The sequence below is a fragment of the Streptomyces sp. TN58 genome, from assembly GCF_001941845.1.
Classification (GTDB): Bacteria; Actinomycetota; Actinomycetes; order Streptomycetales; family Streptomycetaceae; genus Streptomyces.
Genome location: NZ_CP018870.1, coordinates 2,799,382 through 2,820,307, shown reverse-complemented (window position 1 = coordinate 2,820,307; position 20,926 = coordinate 2,799,382). Strand labels below are relative to the sequence as shown.

Annotated in this window: 11 protein-coding genes; 4 read left to right on the top strand and 7 right to left on the bottom strand. The window is 73.7% G+C overall.

The annotated features are described in order from the left end of the window. Nucleotides 1–351 precede the first annotated feature (351 nt). Complete coding sequence (locus tag BSL84_RS12815; RefSeq protein ID WP_030029439.1) at nucleotides 352–5,301, top strand: NAD-glutamate dehydrogenase; 4,950 nt, start codon at nucleotides 352–354, stop codon at nucleotides 5,299–5,301. 123 nt (nucleotides 5,302–5,424) lie between these two features. Here BSL84_RS12815 and BSL84_RS12810 read toward each other — a convergent pair whose 3' ends face one another. Both BSL84_RS12810 and BSL84_RS12805 read right to left on the bottom strand, forming a co-directional pair. Then, entirely contained in the window at nucleotides 5,425–6,210 is a 786-nt protein-coding gene (locus BSL84_RS12810) for an ABC transporter ATP-binding protein (RefSeq protein ID WP_075970379.1), read from the bottom strand. Continuing rightward, nucleotides 6,203–7,126, bottom strand: coding sequence for an ABC transporter permease (locus tag BSL84_RS12805; RefSeq protein WP_079273179.1), 924 nt, complete (start codon nucleotides 7,124–7,126; stop codon nucleotides 6,203–6,205). Before BSL84_RS12805 ends, BSL84_RS12810 begins: the two co-directional genes overlap by 8 nt. A gap of 117 nt (nucleotides 7,127–7,243) precedes the next feature. Between BSL84_RS12805 and BSL84_RS12800 the strand changes: the two genes are divergently transcribed. Then, nucleotides 7,244–7,873 (top strand): TetR/AcrR family transcriptional regulator, encoded by a 630-nt coding sequence (locus BSL84_RS12800; protein WP_075970378.1) that lies wholly within the window; start codon nucleotides 7,244–7,246, stop codon nucleotides 7,871–7,873. Between the two features lie 18 nt (nucleotides 7,874–7,891). Here the strand turns inward: BSL84_RS12800 and BSL84_RS12795 are convergent, their stop codons facing one another. The 5 genes from BSL84_RS12795 to BSL84_RS12775 form a co-directional block, all read right to left on the bottom strand. Continuing rightward, nucleotides 7,892–10,165 (bottom strand): bifunctional glycosyltransferase/CDP-glycerol:glycerophosphate glycerophosphotransferase, encoded by a 2,274-nt coding sequence (locus BSL84_RS12795; protein ID WP_079273178.1) that lies wholly within the window; start codon nucleotides 10,163–10,165, stop codon nucleotides 7,892–7,894. Nucleotides 10,166–10,356: 191 nt separating this feature from the next. After that, a complete protein-coding gene (locus BSL84_RS12790) occupies nucleotides 10,357–11,259 on the bottom strand; it encodes a carbohydrate ABC transporter permease (protein ID WP_075970376.1) in 903 nt (300 codons plus the stop codon). Continuing rightward, entirely contained in the window at nucleotides 11,256–12,683 is a 1,428-nt protein-coding gene (locus tag BSL84_RS12785) for a carbohydrate ABC transporter permease (RefSeq protein WP_078849087.1), read from the bottom strand. The genes BSL84_RS12790 and BSL84_RS12785 overlap by 4 nt, the downstream gene beginning before the upstream one ends. Nucleotides 12,684–12,686: 3 nt before the next feature. After that, a complete protein-coding gene (locus BSL84_RS12780; protein ID WP_075970375.1) occupies nucleotides 12,687–14,045 on the bottom strand; it encodes an ABC transporter substrate-binding protein in 1,359 nt (452 codons plus the stop codon). 107 nt (nucleotides 14,046–14,152) lie between these two features. Further along, nucleotides 14,153–17,227, bottom strand: coding sequence for an FHA domain-containing protein (locus BSL84_RS12775; protein ID WP_075970374.1), 3,075 nt, complete (start codon nucleotides 17,225–17,227; stop codon nucleotides 14,153–14,155). A gap of 435 nt (nucleotides 17,228–17,662) precedes the next feature. Between BSL84_RS12775 and BSL84_RS12770 the strand changes: the two genes are divergently transcribed. Beyond that, nucleotides 17,663–19,432 (top strand): serine/threonine-protein kinase, encoded by a 1,770-nt coding sequence (locus BSL84_RS12770; RefSeq protein ID WP_045322815.1) that lies wholly within the window; start codon nucleotides 17,663–17,665, stop codon nucleotides 19,430–19,432. 165 nt (nucleotides 19,433–19,597) lie between these two features. After that, nucleotides 19,598–20,851, top strand: a complete 1,254-nt coding sequence (locus BSL84_RS12765) for a serine/threonine-protein kinase (RefSeq protein WP_075970373.1) — start codon at nucleotides 19,598–19,600, stop codon at nucleotides 20,849–20,851. The last annotated feature ends 75 nt before the right edge of the window (nucleotides 20,852–20,926 follow it).

Here is a 20,926-nt window from a genome sequence, read left to right as displayed (position 1 = left end):
TGCACGGACGGCTCGCCACGTCGCTGGCCAGAGTGTCAAAGTTCCACCCCAAGATTTGTACAGATGCAGCGAATGACGACTTGGGGGTAGGTCGGGATAGCCTTGTACCCGTGATCAGCGCGATATCCCTCGGGGGCACTGGAGCCTCCGGCCTGCGCCCGGCGCACGACAGTGCCCGGGCCATCGCTGATCCCCGCCACCGGGACCGTCAGCCGATCTTGGCTCAATCCCTCCCGGTCGGCTCTCACGACGGCATAGCGTCGATTCGGAACGGACACCCCGCCTCGCGGCGCTATGTCATTCCTTCCTTCACCTACGTCACGCAATGGCGCGCGACAGGAGCCAGAGGACATGCAGACCAAGCTGGACGAAGCAAAGGCCGAGCTGCTCGAACGGGCGGCCCGGGTAGCTGAGCACAGCCCGGCCGGGGGGCTACTTCCGACTGGGTCCGAGCAGGGAGAGCGGCCGGACCAGGACACGGTCCTCTCCTACCTCCAGCGCTACTACCTGCACACGGCGCCCGAGGACCTCACGGACCGGGACCCGGTCGACGTGTTCGGAGCCGCGCTCTCCCACTACCGGCTGGCCGAGAACCGGCCGCAGGGCACCGCGAACGTACGCGTGCACACCCCCACGGTGGAGGAGAACGGCTGGACCTCCAGCCACTCCGTCGTCGAGGTCGTCACCGACGACATGCCCTTCCTCGTGGACTCCGTGACGAACGAGCTCTCCCGCCAGGGCCGCGGCATCCACGTCGTGATCCACCCGCAGGTCGTCGTCCGCCGTGACATCACCGGCAAGCTGATCGAGATCCTCGGCCCCGACTGCGACGCGCACGGCCCCCGCACCGAGCGCCCCCACGACTCCCTCGTCGAGTCCTGGATCCACGTCGAGATCGACCGTGAGACCGACCGCGCCGACCTCAAGCAGATCACCGTCGACCTGCAGCGCGTCCTGTCCGACGTCCGCGAGTCCGTCGAGGACTGGGAGAAGATGCGCGAGGCCGCGCTGCGCATCGCCGACGGCCTGCCCGACGAGCCCACTGCCCCGGACCTGCGCGAGTACGAGCTCGAAGAGGCCCGCGAGCTGCTGCGCTGGCTCGCCGACGACCACTTCACCTTCCTCGGCTACCGCGAGTACAACCTCGTCGACGGCGACGCGCTGGCCGCCGTGCCCGGCACCGGCCTCGGCATCCTGCGCTCCGACCCGCACCACAGCGGCAAGGACGACGGCCACCCGGTCTCGCCCTCCTTCAACCGGCTGCCGGCCGACGCCCGCGCCAAGGCCCGCGAGCACCGCCTGCTGGTCCTGACCAAGGCCAACAGCCGCTCCACCGTGCACCGCCCCTCGTACCTCGACTACGTGGGCGTCAAGAAGTTCGACGCCGACGGCAACGTCGTCGGCGAGCGCCGCTTCCTCGGCCTGTTCTCCTCCGCCGCGTACACCGAGTCGGTGCGCCGCGTGCCGGTCATCCGCCGCAAGGTCGCCGAGGTCCTGGAACGGGCCGGCTTCTCCCCGGCCAGCCACGACGGCCGCGACCTGACGCAGATCCTGGAGACCTACCCGCGCGACGAGCTGTTCCAGACCCCGGTCGACCAGCTCCAGTCCATCGTCACCTCGGTCCTCTACCTCCAGGAACGCCGCCGGCTGCGGCTGTACCTGCGCCAGGACGAGTACGGGCGCTACTACTCGGCGCTCGTCTACCTGCCCCGCGACCGCTTCACCACCGGCGTGCGCCTGCGCCTGATGGACATCCTGCGCGAGGAGCTCGGCGGCATCAGCGTCGACTTCACCGCCTGGAACACCGAGTCGATCCTCTCCCGCATCCACTTCGTCGTCCGCGTCCCGCAGGGCACCGAGCTGCCCGTGCTGACCGACGGCGACGTCGAGCGCATCGAGGGCCGTCTCGTCGAGGCCGCCCGCTCCTGGGCCGACGGCTTCGACCAGGCCCTCAACGCCGAACTCGGCGAGGAGCGCGCCGCGGAGCTGCTGCGCCGCTACGGCAACGCCTTCTCCGAGGGCTACAAGGCCGACCACTCCCCGCGCGCGGCCGTCGCCGACCTCGTGCACCTGGAGAAGCTGCGCGGCAGCGACAAGAAGTTCGCCCTGTCGCTGTACGAGCCCGTCGGCGCCGGACCCGGCGAGCGCCGCTTCAAGATCTACCGCGCCGGCGAGCAGGTCTCCCTGTCCGCCGTCCTGCCCGTCCTCCAGCGCCTCGGCGTCGAGGTCACCGACGAGCGCCCCTACGAGCTGCGCTGTGCCGACCGCACGAACGCGTGGATCTACGACTTCGGTCTGCGCCTCTCGGCGGGCGACCTCGGCGACGACGCCCGCGAGCGCTTCCAGGACGCCTTCGCGGCCGTCTGGAACGGCCAGGCCGAGAACGACAACTTCAACACCCTCGTGCTCAGCGCCGGCCTGACCTGGCGGCAGGCCGTCGTCCTGCGCGCGTACGCCAAGTACCTGCGCCAGGCCGGCTCCACCTTCAGCCAGGACTACATGGAGGACACCCTCCGCAACAACGTCCACACCACCCGGCTGCTGGTCTCGCTCTTCGAGGCCCGGATGTCGCCCGTCCGCCAGGCCGCCGGCAGCGAGCTCGTGGACGCCATGCTGGAGGAGCTCGACGGGGCCCTGGACCAGGTCGCCTCGCTCGACGAGGACCGCATCCTGCGGGCCTTCCTCACCCTCATCAAGGCGACCCTGCGCACGAACTTCTTCCAGCTCGACGCCCAGGGCGAGCAGCACGCCTACGTGTCGATGAAGTTCGACCCGCAGGCCATCCCGGACCTGCCGGCGCCCCGCCCGGCCTTCGAGATCTGGGTGTACTCCCCGCGCGTCGAGGGCGTCCACCTGCGCTTCGGCAAGGTCGCCCGAGGCGGCCTGCGCTGGTCCGACCGCCGCGAGGACTTCCGTACGGAGATCCTCGGCCTGGTCAAGGCGCAGATGGTCAAGAACACGGTCATCGTGCCGGTCGGCGCCAAGGGCGGCTTCGTCGCCAAGAACCTCCCCGACCCGTCGGTGGACCGCGACGCCTGGCTCGCCGAGGGCATCGCCTCGTACAAGATCTTCATCTCGGCGCTGCTCGACATCACCGACAACATGGTCGGCGGCGAGGTCGTGCCGCCGCGCAGCGTGGTCCGCCACGACGAGGACGACACCTACCTGGTCGTCGCCGCGGACAAGGGCACCGCGACGTTCTCCGACATCGCCAACGGCGTGGCGGAGTCCTACGGCTTCTGGCTCGGCGACGCCTTCGCGTCGGGCGGCTCGGCCGGCTACGACCACAAGGGCATGGGCATCACCGCCCGCGGCGCGTGGGAGTCCGTCAAGCGGCACTTCCGCGAGCTCGGCCACGACACCCAGACCCAGGACTTCACCGTCGTCGGCGTCGGCGACATGTCCGGTGACGTCTTCGGCAACGGCATGCTGCTGTCCGAGCACATCCGCCTGGTCGCCGCCTTCGACCACCGGCACATCTTCATCGACCCGAACCCGGACGCGGCGACCTCGTACGCCGAGCGCCGGCGCCTGTTCGAGCTGCCGCGCTCCTCGTGGGCGGACTACGACGCCTCGCTGATCTCAGCGGGCGGCGGCATCCACCCGCGTTCCGCCAAGGCCGTCCCGGTCACCGCGCAGATGCGCGAAGCCCTCGGCATCGAGGCCGGCGTCACCAAGATGACCCCGGCCGAGCTGATGCAGTCGATCCTCAAGGCCCCCGTGGACCTGGTGTGGAACGGCGGCATCGGAACCTACGTCAAGGCGACCTCCGAGACCCACGCCGACGTCGGCGACAAGGCCAACGACGCCATCCGCGTCAACGGCTGCGACGTGCGGGCACGGGTCATCGGCGAGGGCGGCAACCTGGGCCTGACCCAGCTCGGCCGCATCGAGTTCGCCCGCAGCGGCGCCGGCGGCGAGGGCGGCAAGGTCAACACCGACGCCATCGACAACAGCGCGGGTGTGGACACCTCCGACCACGAGGTGAACATCAAGATCCTGCTCAACGCGGTCGTCGCCGACGGCGACATGACCGTCAAGCAGCGCAACAAGCTGCTCGCGCAGATGACCGACGAGGTCGGCCGCCTGGTGCTGCGCAACAACTACGCGCAGAACATCGCGCTGGCCAACGGCTCGTCCCAGGCACCCAGCCTGCTCCACGCCCAGCAGCGCTTCATGCGCCGTCTGGAGGGCGCGGGCCTGCTCAACCGCGAGCTGGAGTTCCTGCCCACCGACCGGCAGATCCGCGAGCTGCTGAACAACGGCAAGGGCCTGACCCAGCCGGAGCTGGCCGTCCTGTTCGCCTACACGAAGATCACGACGGCGGACGAGCTCATCGCCACCGGGCTGCCGGACGACCCGTACCTGCGCCGCCTGCTCTTCGCGTACTTCCCGGCGGTCCTGGGCGACAAGTTCGCCGAGCAGATCGACGCCCACGCGCTGCGCCGCGAGATCATCACGACGATCCTGGTCAACGACACCGTCAACACCGGTGGTTCGACGTTCCTGCACCGCCTGCGCGAGGAGACCGGGGCGTCCACGGAGGAGATCGTCCGGGCGCAGCTCGCGGCCCGCGAGATCTTCGGCCTCGCCGAGGTGTGGGACGCGGTGGAGGCGCTGGACAACAAGGTGGCGGCGGACGTCCAGACCCGGGTGCGCCTGCACTCGCGCCGCCTGGTCGAGCGCGGTACCCGCTGGCTGCTCAACAACCGGCCGCAGCCGCTCCAGATCACCGAGACCATCGCCTTCTTCGGGGAGCGGGTCGCGGGGGTGTGGACGGAGCTGCCGAAGCTGGTGCGCGGTGCGGACCTGGAGTGGTACCAGCTGGTCATGGACGAGCTGACCGGCGAGGGCGTGCCGGAGGAGCTGGCGGCGAAGGTCGCCGGGTTCTCCTCGGCCTTCCCGACGCTGGACATCGTCGCGATCGCGGACCGGACGGGCGTGGACCCGCTGGGCGTCGCCGAGGTGTACTACGACCTCGCCGACCGCCTGGACATCACGCAGCTGATGGACCGGATCATCGAGCTGCCGCGGGCCGACCGCTGGCAGTCCATGGCCCGCGCGTCGATCCGTGAGGACCTGTTCGCGGCGCACGCGGCGCTGACCGCGGACGTGCTGGCGGTGGGCGACGGCGCCTCGACTCCCGAGGAGCGCTTCAGGGCGTGGGAGGAGAAGAACGCGGCGATCATCGGGCGGGCCCGGACGACCCTGGAGGAGATCCGGGGCTCGGACGACTTCGACCTGGCGAACCTGTCGGTGGCGATGCGGACGATGCGCAGCCTGCTGCGCGCGCACAGCTGATGGTGATGGCGTAGCCATGCCGAACGGGCCGGGCCCGGGACCTCGTGGTCCCGGGCCCGGCCCGTTCGTGTGGTGTGCGGGTGCGGCGCCGTTGCGGGGGCGCTGCCCCCGGGCCCCCGCGCCTCAAACGCCGGCGGGGCTGCAGCGGGTTGACTGCTCGTAGGCGGCGCAGACCTCGTCCGCCGGGCCGTCCATGCGTAGGACGCCCGCGTCCAGCCAGAGCGCGCGGTCGCAGGTCTCGCGGACGGTGTTGACGGCGTGGCTGACCAGGAAGACCGTGCCGGCGCGCTCGCGCAGTTCCTCGATGCGGGCCTGGCTGCGCCGCTGGAAGGCCGCGTCGCCCGTGGCCAGCGCCTCGTCGATCATCAGCACGTCGTGGTCCTTGGCGGCGGCGATGGAGAACCGCAGCCGGGCGCCCATGCCGGAGGAGTACGTGCGCATCGGCAGGGAGATGAAGTCCCCCTTCTCGTTGATGCCGGAGAAGTCCACGATCCCCTCGTAGCGCTCGTGGATCCGCTGCCTGGACATGCCCATCGCGAGGCCGCCGAGGATGACGTTGCGTTCGCCGGTCAGGTCGTTCATCAGGGCGGCGTTCACGCCCAGCAGGGACGGCTGGCCGTGCGAGAAGATCCGGCCGCGGGCCACCGGCAGGAGGCCGGCGACGGCCTTCAACAGCGTCGACTTGCCGGAGCCGTTCGAGCCGATGAGGCCGATGGCCTCGCCCTCGTACGCGGTGAAGGAGACGCCCTTGACCGCGTGCACCTCGCTCATGCCGGGGGCGGACCGGCGGGAGAAGATCCGGCTGAGGGCGGAGGTGGCGCCGCCCTTGCGGGCGCCGGCGCCGTGCACCTTGTAGATGACGTGGACCCCGTCCGCGATCACGGTGGGCACCCGGGTGTCGTCAGCCACGTCCGTACGCCTCCTCCGCCTTCCAGAAGTAGACGAACCCGCCGACGCCGGCGAGCAGCGCCCATCCGACGGCCAGCAGCCATACGTGGTGCGGGAGGGCGTGCGCGGGGAAGCTGTCGATCAGCGCGAAGCGCATCAGGTCGATGTAGACGGCCGGCGGGTTGGCCTTGAGGGCCGTCAGCACCCAGTGCGGCAGGTGGTCCTGCTTCAGCACCTGGTCGATGGACCACATGACGCCCGAGCCGTACATCCACGTCCGCAGGACGAACGGCATCAGCTGGCTGACGTCCGGGCTCCTGCTGCCGACACGAGCCATGATCATGGCGCAGCCGGCGGCGAAGAGGGCCGTCAGCAGGAGGGCCGGTACCGCCAGCAGCCAGGCCGGGCCGGGCCGCTGGCCGAAGGCCAGCAGGAGGACCACCAGCGCGGCCATGGACACGAGCAGCTGCTGGAAGAGCTGCACGACGGTGGAGATGGGCAGGCTCGCGCGGGGGAAGTGCAGCGCGCGGACCAGGCCGAGGTTGCCGTGGACGGCGCGGGTGCCGGCGTTGACGGAGCTGCTGACGAAGTCCCAGACGAAGATGCCGGTGATCAGGAAGGGCACGTAGTCCGGCACGCCGTGGCTGGCCTTCAGGACGAGGCCGAAGATGACGTAGTAGACCGCCGCGTTGAGCAGCGGCGTCACCAGGTGCCAGACCTGGCCGAGCCTCGCCGTGCTGTAGGTGGCCTGCATGCGGGCGTTGGCGTAGGCGGTGACGAAGTGGCGGCGCTGCCAGAGCTGCGCGATGTAGCGGGGCAGCGTCGGGCGGGCGCCGCTGAGCGTGAGGCCGTGGGCGGCGGCCAGCCGCGCGATCTCCGCGGAGGTGGCGGGCGCGGCGGGCGCGGTTCTGGGTGGAGACGGGGTCGCGGTGGTCACTGGATTCGCTTTCGACGTAGGTCGGGACGGGTCCGTATCGTCGCTACGGCGAGGCTAGAGACTTCTACGACGAAACGCAACCGTATCGTCGTGACGCGTCGCGGCTATGCTCTGCGCATGACCACGGACCGCGCCCCCGCCCCCTCCGCCCGTCGCGCCCCCGCCGGCGCCGCCGTCCTGCGCGAGGACGTGACGAAGGCGATCCGCGACGCGGTGCTGGAGGAGCTGGCCGCCGTCGGGTTCTCCCGGATGTCCATCGAGGGCATCGCACGGCGCGCCGGGGTCGGCAAGACGGCCGTGTACCGGCGCTGGAAGTCCAAGCTGCACCTGGTGCTCGACCTGGTCGGCGCCTTCGCGGCGGACGGCCTGCCGGTCCCGGCGACCGGCTCGCTGCACGGGGACGTACGCGCCCTGCTGGAGGTCATGTCACACGTGCTGCGGCACCCGGTGGCCTCCGCCGTGATCCCGGACCTCCTGGTCGAGGCCTCCCGCAACCCGGAGATCGCCGAAGCGGTCCGCGGCGCCCTCCTCGACGGCCAGCACCGTATGGCCCAGGGAATCCTCGCGGCCGCCGTCGCCCGCGGCGAACTCCCCGCGGGCATCAGCCCCGACCACGCCCTGGACCTCCTCATCGGCCCGCTCTACTGGCGCCAGATCGTCGTCCGCGACGCCATGACCCCCGCCCACCTGGACACCCTGGCCCACCAGGTGGTCGCAGCCCTCAAGTCGGCTTCCGGGCCGGCCTGAGAGGCCCTGGAGCTCCGGCTACGGCCAGACGTGGGACAGGGCCGGTTCCGGGCTGGGGGGCGGGGGCGCGTGCGGGGACGGTGCCGGTGGGGCCGGGGTGCGGTCCGGGAGGGGGACGATCGGCGGGGTCGGGGCCGGCTGGTCCAGGAAGACCCGGCGGACCACGCGTTCCGCCGCGTGGCCGTCCTCGTACGGGCAGAAGCGGGCCCGGAAGGCCGCGCGGAGCTGGGCGGAGCGGGAGCCCCGCCAGTGGCCCGTGGTGAAGATGTCCACCAGCTCGTCCTGGGTGCGGGCGATCGCGCCCGGCGGACACGACCGCAGGTCGAAGTACGTGCCCCGGGCCGCCTCGTACGCCTCCCAGTCGTCCGCGTGGACCACGATCGGCCGGTCGAGGGCGGCGTAGTCGAACATCAGCGACGAGTAGTCCGTGACCAGGGCGTCCGAGGCCAGGCACAGCTCCTCCACCGACGGGTACGAGGAGACGTCCACCAGACGCGGGTGGGGCTCCCACGTGCGGTCGGTGTCCGCGTACGTCAGGTGCGTGCGGACCAGTACCGTGAAGCGCGGTCCCAGGTCCCGCAGGAGCCCTTCGAAGTCCAGGTGTTCCGGCCGGCTGCGGCGGTAGTCGCGGTGGGTGGGCGCGTACAGGATCGCCGTCGAGCCTGCCGGGATGCCCAGCCGCTCGCGCAGCTCCAGCACCTGTGTCCGGGACGCCCGGTGGAAGACGTCGTTGCGCGGATAGCCGTATTCGAGGGTCGTGTAGGAGGCCGGGACCGCCTTCTCCCACACCAGCGTGGAGTGCCGGTTCGCGGAGAGCAGGTAGTCCCACTGGTCGGCGCCGCGCAGCAGGCCCGCGAAGTCCGCGGTCGGGGTGGCGGCCGGCCGGTCGTGGAGGTCGAGGCCGACGCGCTTGAGCGGGGTGCCGTGCTGCGTCTGGAGGAGGACCTGGCCGCGCCGCTTGACCAGCGCCCGGTCGAAGTTGACGTTCGTGACCAGGTATCCGGCCCGGGCCAGCGCGCTCCAGTACGCCGCCGAACCGGGGCGCAGCGCCACCGTCTCCCGCGGGAGCGTCGCGGCCTGCTCCGGGCCGCAGATCCACGCCGTCCGCATCCGGGGCGCCAGTTCCCGCAGCTTCGCCTCGATCGCGGCCGGGTTGCAGGCGTAACCGCCGTGCCAGTACGCGGAGAACACCGCGAGCTCGGGGCGCAGCGGCAGCAGCCGCTGGATCCGGTAGTGCAGCCGCAGCGAGGCTTCGCGCAGGCCCCTGCCCAGGGCCGAGGCGGCCCGGCCCGCCGCCGGCCCGGCCGAGCGCAGCGCCGACAGCAGCAGGTAGCCGCGACGGGCGCCCAGCCGCATCAGGGCGTGCCCGGTCCGGTCGGCCCGCGACAGGGACAGCGGCAGCGAACTCCGGCCGCCCGGCGCGCGGTAGCGGCGCAGCAGGGCCGAGGCCCGGGCGAAGAACTCGGCCCTGCTGCCGCGGGGGAGGCGGCGCGGGTCGGCGTACACGGCGCAGAAGTGCTCGGCCATCCGGCGGTGCAGGGTGGGGCGCCAGCGCTCCAGCTCGGGCCGTCCGGCGAGGTACCCGAAGACCCGGTCGTACTGGTCGAAGATCTCCAGGTGGCGGGAGGTGCCGGTGGCCAGGAGCGATCCGGTGCGGCGTCGGCGGTGGTGCACGCAGACCCGGTCCAGGACGACGACGGACTCGGCGGCCAGCAGCGCCGGACAGGTCCAGGGGGCGTCCTCGTAGAGCCCCGGGGGGAACGCGAGGCCTTCCCGCTCGACGTACTCACGCCGGTACGCCTTGTTCCACACCGCCATCGGCAGGGTGAGCAGGGCCGGGCGGTCGGCGAGCCGGAAGCTGGCCGGGCCCTCCTGCGACAGCCGGTGCGCGAGCGGGTCGCGCACGAGCTCCCCGGACCAGTGGGCATGCGCGTGGTCGTAGACCAGGACGTCGGGGGAGCCGGTGGCCTTCAGCCGGTCGGTGACCGCCTGCAGGGCGCCGGGGGTGAGGGTGTCGTCGCCGTCGAGGAAGACCACGTAGTCGCCGACGGCCCGGGCCAGGCCCGCGTTCCGCGCCGGGCCGGGCCCCAGGTTGTCCGCCAGGTGCACCGCGGTCACCCGGGGGTCGCGGGCCGCGTACTCGTCGATGATCGCACCGCAGGCGTCGGGGGAGGCGTCGTCGACGGCGATCAGCTCCAGGTCCGGGTACGACTGGGTGAGGACCGAGTCCAGACTCTCCTGGAGGTAGGCCTGGACCTTGTACGCGGGCACGATGACGCTGAACCGGGGCACGGCACATCCAGGGGTCGGCGCGGGCATATGGCCCAGGAACCCCTGCCGCCGCGATCGGGTTACGCGGTGTGCGGCATACGGGTTGCGCAGCGTCAACCGCCGCGTCAACCCCCGCGTCAACCCCTACGTCGACCTCGCGTCGCCCCCGAGGCCCCCCGCGTCACCTCCGCATCAGGTGCGGTCCACGGGGCCTATTTGACCGCCCCCGCCATCACGCCCGTGACGAACTGCCGCTGGAAGGCGAAGAACACGGCGAGCGGGACCACCATCGACAGGAACGCGCCGGGCGCCAGCACGTCGATGTTGTTGCCGAACTGCCGTACCTGCTGCTGGAGCGCGACCGTGATCGGCGGATCGGCCGAGTCGGCGAAGACCAGCGCCACCAGCATGTCGTTCCACACCCACAGGAACTGGAAGATGCCGAGCGAGGCGATGGCCGGGCCGCCCAGCGGCAGCGCCACCCGGGTGAACAGCCGCAGCTCGCCCGCCCCGTCGAGACGGGCGGCCTCCAGCAGCTCGCGCGGGATCTCCGCGAAGAAGTTCCGCAGCAGGAACACCGCGAAAGGCAGGCCGAAGGCGGTGTGGAAGAGCACCACGCCCGCCGTGGTCTCGAACAGGCCGATGGTGCCGAAGAGTTCCGACACCGGGATCAGCGCCACCTGCACCGGTACGACGAGCAGCCCCACGACGACGAGGAACAGCCAGTCCCGGCCGGGGAACTTCAGCCAGGCGAAGGCGTATCCGGCGAACGCGCCCAGGGCCAGCACGAGCAGCGTGGCCGGCACCGCGATCGCGAACGTGTTCAGCAGGGAACCGGTGATCGTGTCGTTGGCCAGCAGCCGCTCGTAGTTGTCGGCGGTCAGCCGCGAGGGCGCGCCGAACACCTGCCACCAGCCGCCGTCGTTCAGGTCGGTCGGGGCGACGAGGGAGGAGATCAGCAGACCGAGGGTGGGCAGCAGCCAGAAGAGCGCCGCCACGACCAGGAAGACGCGCACGGCCCCGCCGGCCAGGCCCCCCGCGGCCCGGCCGGCCCACGTCGTCGCCCGCCGTGGCGCCTTGACCCGGCCGCCCGGCGCCGCGTCGGAACGGCTCATCGGCCCCCCTCCTTCCGCAGACGGCGGATGTTCACGAGCATCACCGGAACCACCAGCACCAGCAGCAGCACGGCGATGGCACTGCCCAGACCCGGATCGGCGTCGGTGCCGAAGGACGTCCGGTACAGCTGGAGCGCGAGCACGTTCGCGTCGTCCTGCACCGCCCCCGGAGCGATCACGAACACCAGGTCGAAGATCTTCATGACGTTGATGACGAGCGTGACGAGCACGACCGCCAGCAGGGGAGCCAGCAGCGGGACGGTGATCCGCCGGAACACCTGCCACTCGTTGGCCCCGTCCACCCGCGCCGCCTCCAGCAGCTCGCGCGGTACGGCCGCCAGCCCGGCCCCGATCAGCACCATCGCGAAACCGGCCCACATCCACACGTACGCCCCGATGACCGCCGGGGTGACCAGCGCCGGACCCAGCCACTCCACCCCGCCGTACGCCTCCCGGAAGTTGGCCGCGGGCAGCCGCAGCAGTGCCCCGTCGGCCTTCGCGGACAGGGTGAAGGTGCCGTCGGCGCGGGCCGTCGCCGTGTCGACGACCCGGCCGTCCCTGACCGCCTCGATCCGCATCCCGGAGAAGCCCTGCTCGCTCGGGTCGACGACGTTCACCGCACCGCCCCCGCCCCGGGTGAAGTCCTGCCACACGGTGCCCGTCACCTTCCCCGGCTCGGGCTCCGGGGCGCCCGCCGTACGGGTCCCCTCCGGCAGCGCCTCCGGGGCCACGCCGACCAGCGGGAGCAGCACCGGGCTGCCCGCGCGGACCGGCTCACGGGTCACGAAGGCGCCGCCGCCGGCGTCCGCCAGCGGCGAGTCACGGCCCGGACGGGCCTTGGGGAAGGCCGAGGACTGCGCGAACGTGTCGTGGACGCCGACCCAGACCGCGTTGGCGACGCCCCGGTCGGGATCGTGGTCGTAGACGAGCCGGAAGATGATGCCCGCCGCCAGCATCGAGATCGCCATCGGCATGAACACCAGCAGCTTGAACGCCGTTCCCCAGCGCACCCGTTCGGTGAGCACCGCGAAGATCAGCCCGAGCGCGGTGGCCGCGGCCGGAGCGAGCACCACCCACACCGCCGTGTTCTTCAGAGCGGTGCGGATGCCGTCGTCGGTGAGGATCTCCCGGTAGTTGCCGCCGCCGACGAAGACCTCGCCGGAGCGGTCGAAGAAGCTGCGGTAGATCGAGTAGCCGATCGGGTGCACGACGAGCGCGCCGAGCAGTACGAGGGCCGGCAGGAGGAACGCCGCCGCCACCAGGCGGCGGCGCCGGGCCTCGGCGGCGAGCCCCCGCGCGGGGGCGGGACCGCGCGCGGGGCCGCCGACGGGGGAGGAGGAGTCCGCGGAGGAGGGCCCGGATGCGTCGGGCCCGGATGCGGAGGGCTCGGGTGCGGAGGGACCGTGTGCGGCGGGGGCCGTCACGGGTCAGTTCCCGTAGGCCTTGGCCGCGTCCGCCTCCAGTTTCGCCTGGGTGCCCGCCACGTCCGACGGGTTCGCCAGGAAGTCCTGCAGCGCCTTCCACTCGCCCGCGCCCGGCGTCCCGCCGAACGCCGCCGGCGCCTGGTCCGACATGTCGAAGCGGAAGTCGTCGCCCGCCGCGATCAGCGCCTCGGCGATGCCGCGCTGGATGTCGTTCGGGTAGGCCGCCGGGTCGACCGACTTGTTCGGGGAGACGAAACCGCCCTCGCGGGCCTGGATCTGCGCCGCGTCCGGCGACGCCAGGAAGGTCAGCAGCGCCTGCGCGCCCTTCGAGGGCTTCAGCGCGACAGCCACGTCACCGCCGGAGACCACCGGCGCCTTCGCACCGACCGCCGGGAAGGGGAAGACCAGGGCGTCCTCGCCGACCTTCGCCTCCGTCTGCGCGATGTTCACCGCGACGAAGTCGCCCTCGAAGACCATCGCCGCCGCCGGCCGGTCACCACCCGTGAAGGTCTGCGTCACCGACTTGGGGAACTCGGTGGCCAGCGCCCCGCTCGTGCCGCCCGCCAGGAAGTCCTTCCGCCCGAACAGCTCGCCGAGCGTGGTCAGGGCCTGCCTGACACTGTCGTCCGTCCACTTGATCTCGTGCTTGGCCAGCTGGTCGTACTTCTCCGGGCCCGCCTGGGAGAGGTAGATGTTCTCGAACCAGTCCGTCAGGGTCCAGCCGTCCGCGCCCGCGACAGAGACCGCGGGGGTGCCCGACGCGGACAGGGTGTCCGCCGCCGTGATCAGTTCCTTCCACGTCTTGGGCGGCTTGACGCCCGCCGCCTCGAACGCCTTCGCGTTGTACCAGATCAGCGACTTGTTGGCGGCCTTGTAGTAGACGCCGTACTGGGTGCCGCCGACCGCGCCCAGCGACTTCCAGCCCGCCGAGTAGTTCTTGTCGAGCTGCGCCTGGGCCTCCGGTCCCACCGGCTGCGCCCACTTGTTCTGCACCGCCGAGACCAGCGCCCCGACCTGCGGCAGCAGTGCCACGTCCGGCGGGGCCCCACCGGCGATCTTCGTGCCGAGGAAGGTGACGATGGGGTCCTGGGCCGGGACGAAGGTGACGGTGGCCCCCGTCCGCTTCTCGAACTCCTTGAGCACCTTGGTGAAGTTCGCCTGCTCCGGTCCCGTCCAGACCGCCGCGACCTGGAGCTTCTCGCCGTCCAGTTTCGGTAACGCCACCCCCGGCGAGGCCGTGCCGCCCTGCGGCGCCGCCGGCTCCTCACCGGCGTCGCCCCCGCACGCGGTGAGCGTCAGCGCGCCCGCCGCGGCCAGCGCCGCCCACTTCAGATGCGTCCGGCCCGTTCCGTGCTCGCGCATGGCTGTGCCCCCGATACCCGTGGTGTGTCCCGGACCACAAGGTCTACGCCGCCCCGCGCGGCCCCGCAATACCGCGTCACGGTGACGGGCGCGGGGGCCGGGACGGTTCAGGGAGCCGGCGGGAACAGCACGGGTGTCGCCGACACCAGGTGCGCGGCCCGGTCCAGGGCGCTGGCCAGCAGCGCGAGGTCCGTCGGCCCGTTGCCCAGCTCGCGCACCGGCCGACGGGCGGGCGGATCGCCCATCCGCTCCCACTCCACCGGGACCACCGTCGGCCGCAGGGTCGCCGTCCGCGGGATCCGCCCGGTGACCCGGCCCGCCTGGAACGGCACCGTACGGCCGTCCGCGAAGCGGAGCACGCCGCGGCCCGGCCCCGGCCGGTCCGGCGCTTCGAGCTCCACCCGCAGGGCCGCCAGCCGGGCCGGGCCGGTGTCGGCCGTACGGTCAGGGCGGGACGTGCTCGCCACCAGGTGCACGCCGAGCCGGGCGCCGTCACGGGCCACCGCCTCCAGCGCCCGCACCACCGAACCGGCCGCGGGGCGGCCCGCGCTGCCCAGCCCGGGCGCGACCAGCGCGTCGAGGTCGTCCACCAGCACCACCAGACGCGGCAGCGGGCTCGGTCCGGCCGGGTCCGTACGCGTGGCGGAGGCGCGCAGCCTCAGCGTCCCCGTCCGTACCGGCTCGCCGTGGCCCGGAGAGCCGGAGGACGGGCCGGCGTCGCCGCGGACCTCGCCCGGCGCGGGCCGGCGGGGCGCGACCAGCCGCCCGGACACCTCGCGCTGTGCGTGCCAGTCGGCGAAGGACACCCCGTCCAGCAGCTCGGCGCGCCGCTTGAGCTCCGCGCCCAGCACCTGTGCGAACTCCCGCATGCGCAGCGGGTCGGAGGCGACCAGGTGGGCGGAGACGTGCGGCAGTTCCGTGCAGGGCAGCAGCCCGTCTCCGCGCTCGCCGCCCGCCCCGTCGAGGAGGACCAGCCCCAGCCGGTCCGGCCGGGCGCCCGCGCACAGCGACGCCGCCACCGACCGCAGCAGCTCGGTACGGCCGCTCCCGGCGGGCCCCTCGACGATCAGGTGCGGGCCGTCGTGCACCAGCTCGGTGCCGACGGGACCGCGCCGCCCGCTGCCCAGCACGATCTCGGCCAGGCCGCCCTGGCCCTGCCCCCGGTCGGTGGTGGCCGCCCAGCGGGCCATCAGGGAGGCGGGGGTGGCCCGGGCCAGGCCCAGCTCGTCCAGCAGCCGCGCCGTGGCGGGCAGCGCGGCGGCCGTGGGACGGCTCGGCCCGCCGGCCGCGCCGTCGGTGGGCCGCAGGGGCGCCAGGGCCCGGGCGAACCGCTCCGCCCAGGCGGTGGACACGGCGTCGGACACCGCGGTGCCCCCGGACGGCACCGGCAGGCCGCCCCGGACCGTGAAGGTCCGTACGGCCGTGGCCACGTCCCCGCTGAGCAGGGCGACCACACCGCAGTCCCGGAAGGCGGGGGTGGCCGCGCATGCGGCCTCGTACGTCTCGGCGACCGGGGAGGCGGGGGTGGCCGCCGGGGCCTCGGCGAGCGCCAGGACGTGGATCCCGGCGGCCGGGCCGTGCGAGGCGAGGCGGCCGGTGGTGTCGCGCAGCGCACCGGTGCCGGGGTCGCCGTCGAGGACGAGGAGCGTGGAGGGACCCTCGTAGGCGGCGGCGGCCTCCCGTACCTGCTCGGGGGACGCGCTCGCCCAGTGCGCGCCGAGCGGGCCGTCGTCGAGGCGCCGGGTCAGCTCGGCCGTACGGGCGGCGGCCTGGTCGCGGTCGTACGCCAGGAGCAGCCGGCAGTCCTGGCCGTGCCCGGGCCGTACGTGGGGCAGCCAGCCCAGCCAGCCCCAGTCGCGGCGCCGGTCGGCGAGCGGACGCGCCCGGTCGGCGCAGACGAGCACGATCTCCAGCTGCCCCGGGGCGTGCAGGCCCGCGAGCTGGGCGACCGCCCAGCGGGCGGCCCCGGACAGCCGGGCCCGCGGGCCCGCGACACCGAGGGCGCCGACGGAGGACAGGGACACCCGGCTCCCGGCGCCCAGCCCGACCTCCAGCGGCGCGGCGGGACCGGCCGGCCCGGACGTACGGGACCACAGGCGCCCGGTGGGGCCCATCGCGGCCAGCAGCAGCGCGGCCGGGTCGTCGGGGTGGGGTGCGGCGGCGGTGGCGACGATCTCCGGGGCACCGGGCCCGACGTCCTGCCCGCGCACCCACCTGCGGGCCCACGCGCCGAGGCCCTTGCGGCGGCCGGATCCGGTTCCGGGTCCGACGGCGGGTTCGGTGGCGGCGGGGTGGGCCGGGCCGGCCGCGCCGGCCGGCCCGAGCGGCCCGGGGGCGCCCGCGCCCGTGCCGGAGGCGCCCGGCGCCCCGTCGGCGGCGGACCGCGCGTACGGGCCGACGGGCGCGTACGACCCGGCTCCGGGGCCGGCCGGACCGGCCGGGCCACGGGCACCCGCCGCCGCGCCCGGGCCGTCGGGGGAGGCCCCCGCGGGGCCCTCGGCGCCGGAAGGCGGCATGGGCGGGGCAGCCGGGACGGGCGCGGCGAGGGCCAGGTGGCCCTCCTGGTCCGGGGTCACCGCCAGCGCGGGCGCGCCCCCGGGCGCGAGCCGCAGGGTGGACTCGCCGACCCGCAGCAGCGCCCCCGGGGGCAGGGCGACCGGCTGCGCACCCACAGGGGAGCCGTCGAGGGTGGTGCCGTTGGTGGAGCCCAGGTCGGCGACGGCGACCCGGCCGTCGCCGATCACCGTCACCGCGCAGTGCATCCGGGACACGTCGGGGTCGTCCAGCGGCACGTCGGCGTCGCCGGAGCGGCCGATGCGGATCTGCCCGTCGTGCAGCAGGTGCACGCCGCCCGCGTCAGGACCGGCCACGACGTGCAGCTGGGGTGCGCCGAGCCCGTCCTCCGGCAGTACGTCCGGCAGCGGCGAGTTCAGCGCCAGTACCGCGCCGTCCACCAGCGGAGGCTCGCCCAGCACCCGCCGCTGGAGGTCGAGGCGCTCGGAGCCCGCGTACAGCACGATCGTGCCGCCGGTGTCCGGGCCGCCGACGGTGGCCGCGAGGCCGGAGGCGACCGCGGCCAGCGCGGTGCCGACGGGCGCGGTGACGAGCACGTCACAGCTCGCGGGGGCGGTCGCGGTCTGGTGGCCGCTGCGCGACCCGAGGACGGTCAGCCGGATCTGCATCGCCGTCAGCGGTCCCTTCTGCGCGGTGCGCGGTGTGTGCGCCCGGCAGGGGTCGTCGTGACAGACTGCCCGATCGCCCCCCGCCCGGCACGGACGCGTCGTCCGGTCAGGTCTGCCCGGAAGGCGGGGCTCCCGTCCCGTGCCGTTCCGTACGGGTGCATCCTCGCACCTGTCGGGGCCAACACGCCCGGCACCCGGCAATAAATGATCTTGATCTGCCGCGGTCCGCGCCGGGGCCGGTCGAATCCTGGCCGCGAGGGGGGTGAAGAGGGGGAAAATCGCCTCCGGCATACCCCGAATACGTCACCCTCCGTACACATGTGCGGCAACCAACCTCCGGGGACCGGCGTCTTCCCGGGGGACACCCCCTAGAGTGGGCCGGAAAACCACTCGACGAAAACGACCACAGCAGACGACAGCAGGGGAGCGCGAGACGTGCGGCCAGTCGGCAGTAAGTACCTGCTTGAGGAGCCGCTCGGGCGCGGCGCCACGGGCACCGTCTGGCGTGCCCGCCAGAGGGAGACCGCCGGCGCCGAGGCGGCCGTGGCGGGCCAGCCCGGCGAGACCGTGGCCATCAAGGTCCTCAAGGAGGAGCTGGCCCAGGACGCGGACATCGTCATGCGCTTCCTGCGGGAGCGCTCGGTCCTGCTGCGCCTGACCCACTCCAACATCGTGCGCACCCGCGACCTCGTCGTCGAGGGCGACCTGCTGGCCCTGGTCATGGACCTGATCGACGGGCCGGACCTGCACCGGTACCTGCGCGAGAACGGCCCCTTCACGCCCGTCGCCGCGAGCCTGCTGACCGCCCAGATCGCGGACGCGCTCGCCGCCAGCCACGCCGACGGCGTCGTGCACCGCGACCTCAAGCCGGCCAACGTGCTCCTCGACGAGCGCGACGGGCAGATGAAGCCGATGCTGACCGACTTCGGCATCGCCCGCCTCGCCGACTCCCCGGGCCTGACCCGCACGCACGAGTTCGTCGGCACCCCCGCCTACGTGGCCCCCGAGTCCGCCGAGGGCCGCCCGCAGACCTCCGCCGTGGACATCTACGGCGCCGGCATCCTGCTCTACGAACTGCTCACCGGCCGCCCGCCGTTCGCCGGCGGCACCGCCCTGGAAGTGCTCCACCGCCACCTCAGCGAGGAGCCGCAGCGCCCCTCGACCGTGCCCGAGCCGCTGTGGACGGTCGTCGAGCGCTGCCTGCGCAAGGAGCCGAACGAGCGCCCCAGCGCCGCGAACCTGGCCCGCGCCCTGCGCGTCGTCGCCGCCGGAATCGGCGTGCACTCCACGGGCGCCGAGGTGGAGGCCGCGCTCGGCGTGGGCGCCCTCCTCACGCCCGACCCCTCGCCGGCCCCGGTGCCCGAGACCCCGGGCGCCGCGGACCCGACCCAGGTGCTGCCCTCCGGGGCGGGCTCCCCGGCGGGCGCCTACGACCCGAACGCCATGACCAGCGTGATGCCGCCGGTCGGCGCGGCCGACGCCACCTCGGTGCTCCCGAGCACGGCAGGCCCGGGGGCCGATCCGACCTCGGTCATGCCGCCCGTGCAGCAGCCCGACGCGCCGCACCCGTGGCAGACGCAGATGCGGGCCGCCCGCGACCGCAACGAGCAGACGCAGGTCCAGTACCTCGACCCGGAGGACGACCCGCTGCGCCGCCGCCCCCAGCGCCAGGCGCCCCCGCCGCCGCAGCACCGACCCCAGCAGCCGCAGCAGTACCGCCAGGGCCCGCCGCAGCAGCAGTACCAGCAGCCGCAGCAGCCCCAGTACCGGCAGCCGCCGCAGCCTCCGCAGCAGCAGTACGCACCGCCGCCCCCGCCGCAGCACTACCAGCCGCAGCAGAACCGGCCCCAGCCGTACCAGCAGCCGCAGCCCCCGCAGCAGCCGCAGTACCGCCAGCCCCAGCAGCCCCAGCCGGCACCGCCGCAGCCCCCGGCGCCCCGCGAGCCGCGCGAGCCGCGCCGCCGCAGCGCCAACCCGGTGCGGATCCCCGGACTCGGCTGCCTGAAGGGCTGCCTGGTGCTGATCCTGGTGTTCTTCGTGGCCGGCTGGCTCGTCTGGGAGCTGACCCCGCTCCAGGAGTGGATCGGCACCGGCCGAGGCTGGTGGGACCAGGTGTGGACCTGGGGCAGCGACGCCGTCGACTGGGTCACCTCCATCGGCGACGCGGCGGGCTCCTCCGGCTCCTCCGGCACGCCCGCGCCCTGAGGGGGCGCCGGTCCCCGTAGCGCCGACTTCGTGGATTTGTCGACTTCCAGGACGTGATTTCGCCCGCAGAAGTGAAGGTCGTCGCGAATCGGGCCCCCTGGCGGCCTCCGAAGCCCACGCGGCCGCGTAGCTTTGGGGCGTACGCCAGCCACTGAGGGAGCAGTCGTGGCACGGAAAATCGGCAGCCGGTACACCGCGCACCAGATCCTGGGCCGCGGCAGCGCGGGCACGGTGTGGCTCGGCGAGGGGCCCGACGGGCCCGTCGCCGTGAAACTGCTGCGCGAGGACCTCGCATCCGACCAGGAGCTGGTCGGACGCTTCGTCCAGGAGCGCAGCGCCCTCCTCGGCCTGGAGCATCCGCACGTCGTCTCCGTCCGCGACCTCGTCGTGGACGGCAACGACCTCGCCCTCGTCATGGACCTCGTCCGGGGCACGGACCTGCGCACGCGGCTCGACCGCGAGCGCCGGCTCGCCCCCGAGGCGGCCGTGGCGATCGTCGCGGACGTCGCCGACGCGCTGGCCGCGGCGCACGCGGCGGGCGTCGTGCACCGGGACGTCAAGCCGGAGAACGTCCTGCTGGACATGCAGGGCCCGCTCGGCCCGGGCGGCTCGCACCCGGCCCTGCTGACCGACTTCGGCGTCGCCAAGCTGATCGACTCCCCCCGGCGGGCCCCGGCGGGCCGGGCCACGGCCCCGACGACCCGCATCATCGGCACCCCCGACTACCTGGCCCCGGAGATCGTCGAGGGCCTGCCCCCGCGTGCGGCGGTGGACATATACGCCCTGGCCACCGTCCTGTACGAGCTGATGGCCGGGTTCACCCCCTTCGGCGGCGGCCACCCGGGCGCAGTCCTGCGACGGCACGTGACCGAGACGGTCGTCCCGCTGCCGGGAATCCCCGACGAGCTGTGGCAGCTGATGGTGCAGTGCCTGGCCAAGGCCCCGGCCTCGCGGCTGCGGGCCTCGGAGCTGTCGGTCCGGCTGCGGGACCTGCTGCCGATGCTGGCCGGGATGCCGCCGCTGGACGTGGACGAGCCGGACGACGCGGAACCGGAGCCGGAGGCCTCGGAGGAACCCTCCGCCGACCCGGTGCGGCGGCGCGGCGTGGTCCCGCTCGTACCGGGGTCGGCGACCGACTCCAACCGGGACACCCACACCTCCATGCGGGTGCCGGGGCCGGACGAGCTGGCCGGCGGCGCGCTGGGCACCGCCCGCGTGCCGCGGCCCGCCGGCGGGCACCGGCCCGGCTCGGCCCGCCACCGGGCCGAGGCCGCCCGCAAGCGGCGCCTGACCATGTCGGCCGTGGCGCTGGCTCTGGCCGCCGCGGTCGGACTCGGCAGCTGGCTGGCCCTGTCCGGGGGCGACGAGCCGAAGCCCCGGCAGGACAACAAGCAGCAGTCCGTTCCCCGGGTGCCGTAGCGGCCGCCGCGCCGCGGCCGGGGGCTCTGCCCCGGATTACGGGAGAGCCCGCAGGCGGCCGAAAACCAGCCCCGC